The sequence below is a fragment of the Pseudomonas sp. NPDC089530 genome (assembly GCF_050280705.1).
GTDB lineage: Bacteria > Pseudomonadota > Gammaproteobacteria > Pseudomonadales > Pseudomonadaceae > Aquipseudomonas.
Genome location: NZ_JBNNVU010000141.1, coordinates 1 through 8939 on the forward strand (window position 1 = coordinate 1; position 8939 = coordinate 8939).

Annotated in this window: 1 protein-coding gene; it reads left to right on the top strand. The window is 62.2% G+C overall.

What is annotated here, in order from left to right; genetic code table 11:
- Positions 1–8939: beta strand repeat-containing protein (locus tag ACQKQA_RS28645; RefSeq protein WP_427564574.1), on the top strand; the 8939-nt coding region annotated here is incomplete at both ends.

An 8939-nucleotide genomic window follows, 5' to 3' on the forward strand; every position in this document is an offset into this window, starting at 1 on the left:
ATCGCCGTCAACAGCAGCGGCCAATGGACCTACACCCTGGCCAATGGCACTGATGGCGTTGCCAGTGCCGTGCAGTCGCTGAAGGCTGGCGAAAGTCATGATGAAGTGTTCAGCGTTCAGGTCAGCGATGGCCTCGGTGGCGTCGATACCCAGTTGGTGACCGTCACTGTCACCGGCAGCAACGACGCACCGGTGCTCAGCTTCACCACCGGCAATGATGCCGGCGCCGTACAGGAAGACACCACGCTCAGCATCAGTGGCCAGTTCAGCTCGACCGACATCGATCACAATGCCACCGCTACCTGGAGCATTGCCGGGGTAAATACCGGTAGCTACGGCTCAATTGCCGTCGACAGCACTGGCCTGTGGACCTACACCCTGGCCAATGGCACTGATGGCGTTGCCAGTGCAGTGCAGTCGTTGAAGGCCGGCGAAAGTCACGACGAAGTATTCAGCGTCCAGGTCAGCGACGGCCTTGGCGGCGTCGACACCCAGCTGGTGACTGTCACTGTCACCGGCAGCAACGACGCGCCGGTGCTCAGCTTCGCGACCGGCAATGATGCAGGCGCCGTGCAGGAAGACACCACGCTCAGCGTCAGCGGCCAGTTCAACTCGACCGACATCGATCACAATGCCACCGCTACCTGGAGCATTGCCGGGGTAAATACCGGCACCTACGGCTCAATTGCCGTAGACAGCACTGGCCAGTGGACCTACACCCTGGCCAATGGCACTGATGGCGTCGCCAGTGCCGTCCAATCGCTGAAGGCCGGCGAAAGTCATGATGAAGTATTCAGCGTCCAGGTCAGCGATGGCCTTGGCGGTGTCGACACCCAGCTGGTCACTGTCACCGTCACTGGCAGCAACGATCGGCCAACGCTGGCCATTGCCGACACCGCCGGCGCCATGAACGAAGGCAACGGCGCGGCAACACTGAGCGACAGCAGTGCCCTGAGCTTTGCCGATGTGGACAACACCGACACGGTGACCGTATCGCAGACTGCCAACGGCGACATCGCCTGGAGCGGCGGCACGCTCAATGCGGGCGTGGCTTCGGCACTGGTGGCCGGTTTCTCGGTCGATCAGAACAGTTGGGACTACAGCACCAGCCAGAACCTCGACTTCCTCAGTGCGGGTGAAACCATCACCTTCTCGTACAAGGTGGTCGCTACCGACGATAGTGGCGCGGCAAATGCTGCCTCGGCGACGCAGACCGTGACTATCACCCTCACCGGCACCAACGATCAGCCAACGCTGACCATTGCCGACACTGCCGGGGCGATGAACGAAGGCAACGGCGCGGCAACACTGAGCGACAGCGGTGCCCTGAGCTTTACCGATCTGGACAGCAACGACTTGGTGACCGTGTCGCAGACCGCCAACGGCGACATCGCCTGGAGCGGCGGCACGCTCAATGCGGCCTTGGCCTCGGCACTGGTGGCTGGCTTTTCAGTCGATCAGGGCAGCTGGGACTACAGCAGCAACCAGAACCTCGACTTCCTCGGCGCGGGTGAAACCATCACCTTCTCGTACAAGGTGGTCGCCACCGATGACAGTGGCGCGGCTAACGCGGCTTCGGCGACGCAGACCGTGACTATCACCATTACGGGTAGTAATGACGCGCCCGTGCTGAACTTCGCAACCGGCAACGATGCCGGCGCGGTGCAGGAAGACACTACTCTCAGCGTCAGCGGCCAATTCAGCTCAGCCGACATCGATCACAACGCCAGCGCTACCTGGAGCATTGCCGGGGCAAATACCGGCAGCTACGGCTCGATCGCCGTCGACAGCACCGGCCAATGGACCTACACCCTGGCCAACGGCACCGACGGCGTTGCCAGTGCCGTGCAGTCGCTGAAGGCCGGCGAAAGCCATGATGAGGTGTTCAGCGTCCAGGTCAGCGACGGCCTCGGCGGCGTGGACACCCAACTGGTCACCGTCACTGTCACTGGCAGCAATGACGCGCCGGTACTTAGCTTCGCAACCGGCAATGATGCCGGCGCTGTGCAGGAGGACACCTCCCTCAGCATCAGTGGTCAGTTCAGCTCGACCGACATCGATCACGCTGCCACGGCCACCTGGTCCATCAATGGTTCGCCAGCTGGAACCTACGGCTCAATCGCCGTCGACAGCAGCGGCCAATGGACCTACACCCTGGCTAACGGCACCGATGGTGTTGCCAGTGCCGTGCAGTCACTGAAGGCTGGCGAAAGCCATGATGAAGTGTTCAGCGTGCAGGTCAGCGATGGCCTTGGCGGTGTCGACACCCAGCTGGTCACTGTCACCGTCACTGGCAGCAACGATCGGCCAACGCTGGCCATTGCCGACACCGCCGGCGCCATGAACGAAGGCAACGGCGCGGCAACACTGAGCGACAGCGGTGCCCTGAGCTTTGCCGATGTGGACAACACCGACACGGTGACCGTATCGCAGACTGCCAACGGTGACATCGCCTGGAGCGGCGGCACACTCAATGCGGGCGTGGCTTCGGCACTGGTGGCCGGTTTCTCGGTCGATCAGAACAGTTGGGACTACAGCACCAGCCAGAACCTCGACTTCCTCGGTGCGGGTGAAACCATCACCTTCTCGTACAAGGTGGTCGCTACCGACGATAGTGGCGCGGCAAATGCTGCCTCGGCGACGCAGACCGTGACTATCACCCTCACCGGCACCAACGATCAGCCAACGCTGACCATTGCCGACACTGCCGGGGCGATGAACGAAGGCAACGGCGTGGCAACACTGAGCGACAGCGGTGCCCTGAGCTTTACCGATCTGGACAGCAACGACTTGGTGACCGTGTCGCAGACCGCCAACGGCGACATCGCCTGGAGCGGCGGCACGCTCAATGCGGGCCTAGCCTCGGCACTGGTGGCTGGCTTTTCAGTCGATCAGGACAGCTGGGACTACAGCAGCAACCAGAACCTCGACTTCCTCGGTGCAGGTGAAACCATCACCTTCTCGTACAAGGTGGTCGCCACCGATGACAGTGGCGCGGCTAATGCGGCTTCGGCGACGCAGACCGTGACCATCACCATTACAGGTAGTAATGACGCGCCCGTGCTGAACTTCGCAACCGGCAACGATGCCGGCGCGGTGCAGGAAGACACTACTCTCAGCGTCAGCGGCCAATTCAGCTCAGCCGACATCGATCACGCTGCCACTGCGGCCTGGACTATCAATGGTTCGCCAACTGGAACCTACGGTTCTATAGCGGTGGACAGCAGCGGCCAATGGACCTACACCCTGGCCAATGGCACCGATGGCGTCGCCAGTGCAGTGCAGTCGCTGAAGGTTGGCGAAAGTCACAACGAGGTGTTCAGCGTACAGGTCAGCGACGGCCTAGGCGGCGTCGACACCCAACTGGTGACCGTCACCGTCACCGGCAGCAACGACGCACCGGTACTCAGCTTTGCCGCCGGCAACGATGTCGGCACGGTGCAGGAAGACACTACCCTCAGCATCAATGGTCAGTTCAGCTCGACCGACATCGATCACAATGCCACCGCTACCTGGAGCATTGCCGGGGCAAGTACCGGCAGCTACGGCTCAATCGCCGTCGACAGCACTGGCCTGTGGACCTACACCCTGGCCAATGGCACTGATGGCGTTGCCAGTGCAGTGCAGTCGCTGAAGGCTGGCGAAAGCCATGACGAAGTGTTCAGCGTCCAGGTCAGCGATGGCCTCGGCGGCGTCGACACCCAACTGGTGACCGTCACTGTCAGCGGCAGCAACGACGCGCCGGTGCTGAGCTTCGCAACAGGCAACGATTTCGGCGCGGTACAGGAAGACACTACGCTCAGCATCAGTGGCCAGTTCAACTCGACCGACATCGATCACAATGCCACCGCTACCTGGAGCATTGCCGGGGCAAGTACCGGCAGCTACGGCTCGATCGCCGTCGACAGTACCGGCCAGTGGACCTACACCCTGGCCAATGGCACCGATGGCGTTGCCAGTGCGGTGCAATCGCTGAAAGCCGGCGAGACTCATGATGAGGTGTTCAGCGTTCAGGTCAGCGATGGCCTTGGCGGCGTCGACACCCAACTGGTCACCGTCACTGTCACCGGTAGCAACGACGCACCGGTGCTCAGTTTTGCCACCGGCAATGATGTAGGTGCCGTGCAGGAAGACACCACCCTTAGCGTCAGTGGTCAGTTCAGCTCGACCGACATCGATCACGCTGCCACCGCGACCTGGAGCATCGCCGGGGCAAATACCGGCACCTACGGCTCAATCGCCGTCGACAGCAGCGGCCAATGGACCTACACCCTGGCTAACGGCACCGATGGTGTTGCCAGTGCCGTGCAGTCACTGAAGGCCGGCGAAAGCCATGATGAGGTGTTCAGCGTACAGGTCAGCGACGGCCTAGGCGGCGTCGACACCCAACTGGTGACCGTCACCGTCACCGGCAGCAACGATGCACCGGTACTCAGTTTCGCCACCGGCAACGATGTCGGCGCTGTGCAGGAAGACACTACCCTCAGCATCAATGGTCAGTTCAGCTCGACCGACATCGATCACAACGCCACGGCCATCTGGTCCATCAATGGCTCGCCAGCTGGAACCTACGGCTCGATCGCCGTGGACAGCACTGGCCTGTGGACCTACACCCTGGCCAATGGCACCGATGGCGTCGCCAGTGCAGTGCAGTCGCTGAAAGCCGGCGAAAGTCATGATGAAGTATTCAGCGTCCAGGTCAGCGACGGCCTTGGCGGCGTCGACACCCAACTGGTGACCGTCACTGTCACCGGCAGCAACGATGCGCCAGTGCTCAGCTTCGCCACCGGCAATGATGCCGGCGCTGTGCAGGAAGATACCTCCCTCAGCGTCAGTGGCCAATTCAGCTCGACCGACATCGATCACGCTGCCACTGCCACCTGGAGCATTGCCGGGGCAAATACCGGCAGCTACGGCTCAATCGCCGTGGACAGCGCAGGCCAGTGGACCTACACCCTGGCCAACGGTACTGATGGCGTCGCCAGTGCGGTGCAGTCATTGAAGGCGGGAGAAAGTCACAATGAAGTATTCAGCGTCCAGGTCAGCGATGGCCTTGGTGGCGTCGACACCCAACTGGTGACTGTCACCGTCACCGGCACCAACGATGCGCCGGTACTCAGCTTCGCAACGGGCAATGATGCCGGCGCGGTACAGGAAGACACCATCCTCAGCGTCAGTGGCCAATTCAACTCGGCCGACATCGATCACAACGCCACTACGGCCTGGACTATCAATGGTTCGCCAACTGGAACCTACGGCTCGATCGACGTCGACAGCAGCGGCCAATGGACCTACACCCTGGCCAACGGTATCGATGGCGTTGCCAGTGCCGTGCAGTCACTGAAGGCAGGCGAGACTCACAACGAGGTGTTCAGCGTTCAGGTCAGCGATGGCCTCGGCGGCGTCGATACCCAGTTGGTCACTGTCACCGTCACCGGCAGCAATGACGCGCCAGTGCTTAGCTTCGCGACCGGTAATGATGCCGGCGCTGTACAGGAAGACACCACGCTCAGCATCGGTGGCCAGTTCAGCTCGACCGATATCGATCACAATGCCACCGCTACCTGGAGCATTGCCGGGGCAAGTACCGGCAGCTACGGCTCGATCGCCGTCGACAGTACCGGCCAGTGGACCTATACCCTGGCCAATGGCACCGATGGCGTTGCCAGTGCGGTGCAGTCGCTAAAGGCTGGCGAAAGCCATGACGAAGTGTTCAGCGTGCAAGTCAGCGATGGCCTTGGCGGTGTCGATACCCAGTTGGTCACTGTCACCGTCTCTGGTAGCAACGATGCGCCGGTGCTGAGTTTCGTGACCGGCAACGATGTCGGCGCCGTACAGGAAGACACCACCCTCAGCGTCAGCGGCCAATTCAGCTCGACCGACATCGATCACAGTGCCACCGCTGCCTGGAGCATTGCCGGGGTAAATACCGGCACCTATGGCTCAATCGCCGTCGACAGCACCGGCCAATGGACCTACACCCTGGCCAACGGTGCTGATGGCGTCGCCAGTGCCGTGCAGTCACTGAAGGCCGGCGAAAGCCATGATGAGGTGTTCAGCGTCCAGGTCAGCGACGGCCTAGGCGGCGTCGACACCCAGCTGGTGACCGTCACCGTCACCGGCAGCAACGATGCACCGGTACTCAGTTTCGCCACCGGCAACGATGTCGGCGCTGTGCAGGAAGACACCACGCTCAGCGTCAGTGGCCAGTTCAGCTCGACCGATATCGACCACGCGGCCACCGCGGCCTGGTCCATCAATGGTTCGCCAGCTGGAACTTACGGTTCTATAGCGGTGGACAGCACCGGCCAGTGGACTTACACCCTGGCCAACGGTACCGATGGTGTTGCCAGTGCAGTGCAGTCGCTAAAGGCCGGCGAAAGTCATAACGAGGTGTTCAGCGTGCAGGTCAGCGATGGCCTCGGCGGTGTCGACACCCAGCTGGTGACCGTCACTGTTACCGGTAGCAACGACGCTCCTGTGCTCAGCTTCGCGACCGGCAACGATATCGGCGCCGTACAGGAAGACACCACCCTCAGCGTCAGTGGACAGTTCAACTCGACCGATATCGATCACGCTGCCACCGCCACCTGGAGCATTGCCGGGGTAAATACCGGCACCTATGGCTCAATCGCCGTCGACAGCACCGGCCAATGGACCTACACCCTGGCCAACGGTACTGATGGCGTCGCCAGTGCCGTGCAGTCGCTGAAAGCCGGCGAAAGTCATGATGAAGTATTCAGCGTCCAGGTCAGCGACGGCCTTGGCGGCGTCGACACCCAACTGGTGACCGTCACTGTCACCGGCAGCAACGATGCGCCAGTGCTCAGCTTCGCCACCGGCAATGATGCCGGCGCCGTGCAGGAAGATACCTCCCTCAGCGTCAGTGGCCAATTCAGCTCAACCGACATAGATCACGCTGCCACTGCCACCTGGAGTATTGCCGGAGCAAATACCGGCGCCTTCGGCTCGATCGCCGTGGACAGTACCGGCCAGTGGACCTACACCCTGGCCAATGGCACTGATGGCGTCGCCAGTGCGGTGCAATCACTGAAAGCTGGCGAAAGTCACGACGAAGTATTCAGTGTCCAGGTCAGCGACGGCCTTGGCGGCGTCGACACCCAACTGGTGACCGTCACCGTCACCGGCAGCAACGATGCACCGGTACTCAGTTTCGCCACCGGCAACGATGTCGGCGCTGTGCAGGAAGACACCACGCTCAGCGTCAGTGGCCAGTTCAGCTCGACCGACATCGATCACAACGCCACTGCGGCCTGGACTATCAATGGTTCGCCAACTGGAACCTACGGTTCGATCGCCGTGGACAGCACTGGCCAGTGGACCTACACCCTGGTCAACGGTACCGATGGCGTCGCCAGTGCCGTGCAATCGTTGAAGGCTGGCGAAAGTCACGACGAAGTATTCAGTGTCCAGGTTAGCGATGGCCTTGGTGGCGTCGACACCCAACTGGTAACCGTCACTGTCACCGGCAGCAACGATGCGCCAGTGCTCAGCTTCGCCACCGGCAATGATGCCGGCGCGGTACAGGAAGACACCACCCTCAGCGTCAGTGGCCAATTCAGCTCAACCGACATCGATCACGCTGCCACTGCCACCTGGAGTATTGCCGGAGCAAATACCGGCACCTATGGCTCAATCGCCGTCGACAGCACCGGCCAGTGGACCTACACCCTGGTCAACGGTACCGATGGCGTCGCCAGTGCGGTGCAATCACTGAAGGCTGGCGAAAGTCACGACGAAGTGTTCAGCGTCCAGGTCAGCGATGGCCTCGGCGGCGTCGACACCCAGCTGGTGACCGTTACTGTCACCGGCACCAACGACGCCGCTGTGCTGTCCGCTGGCATCGCCAACCTCACCGAGACCAATGTCGCCGCCGATATCTCTACCGCCGGCACCCTGACCATCAGCGATGTCGACAGCGCCGCGACCTTCGTCGCCCAGACCAACACCGCCGGCAGCTACGGCAAGTTCTCCATCGGCACGGGCGGTGCCTGGAGCTACGTCGCCGACTCCGCGCACAACGAGTTCGCCGCCGGCACCACCTACACCGACACCTTCGCGGTGAGCAGTGCCGATGGCACCCTCTCCTCGGTCACCGTGCATATCCTCGGGACCAACGACGCCGCTGTGCTGTCCGCTGGCATCGCCAACCTCACCGAGACCAATGTCGCCGCCGATATCTCTACCGCCGGCACCCTGACCATCAGCGATGTCGACAGCGCCGCGACCTTCATCGCCCAGACCAACACCGCCGGCAGCTACGGCAAGTTCTCCATCGGCACGGGCGGTGCCTGGAGCTACGTCGCCGATTCCGCGCACAACGAGTTCGCCGCCGGCACCACCTACACCGACACCTTCGCGGTGAGCAGTGCCGATGGCACCCTCTCCTCGGTCACCGTGCATATCCTCGGGACCAACGACGCCGCCGTGCTGTCCGCTGGCATCGCCAACCTCACCGAGACCGATATCTCCGCCGATATCTCCACCGCCGGCACACTGACCATCAGCGATGTTGACAGCGCCGCGACCTTCATCGCCCAGACCAACACCGCCGGCAGCTACGGCAAGTTCTCCATCGGCACGGGCGGTGCCTGGACCTATGTCGCCGACTCCGCACACAACGAGTTCGCCGCCGGCACCACCTACACCGACACCTTCGCGGTGAGCAGTGCCGATGGCACCCTCACCTCGGTCACTGTGCATATCGCCGGCAGCAACGACTCGCCGACTATCACCTCCAACGGCGCCGGTGCGACGGCTTCGGTCAGCGTCGCGGAGAACACCACGGCCGTCACGACGGTGACGGCGAGCGATGCCGATCTGCCGGCGCAGACGCTGAACTACAGCATCGTCGGCGGGGCGGATGCTGCGAAATTCTCGATCGTTTCAGGCACAGGCGTGCTGAGCTTTGTCTCTGC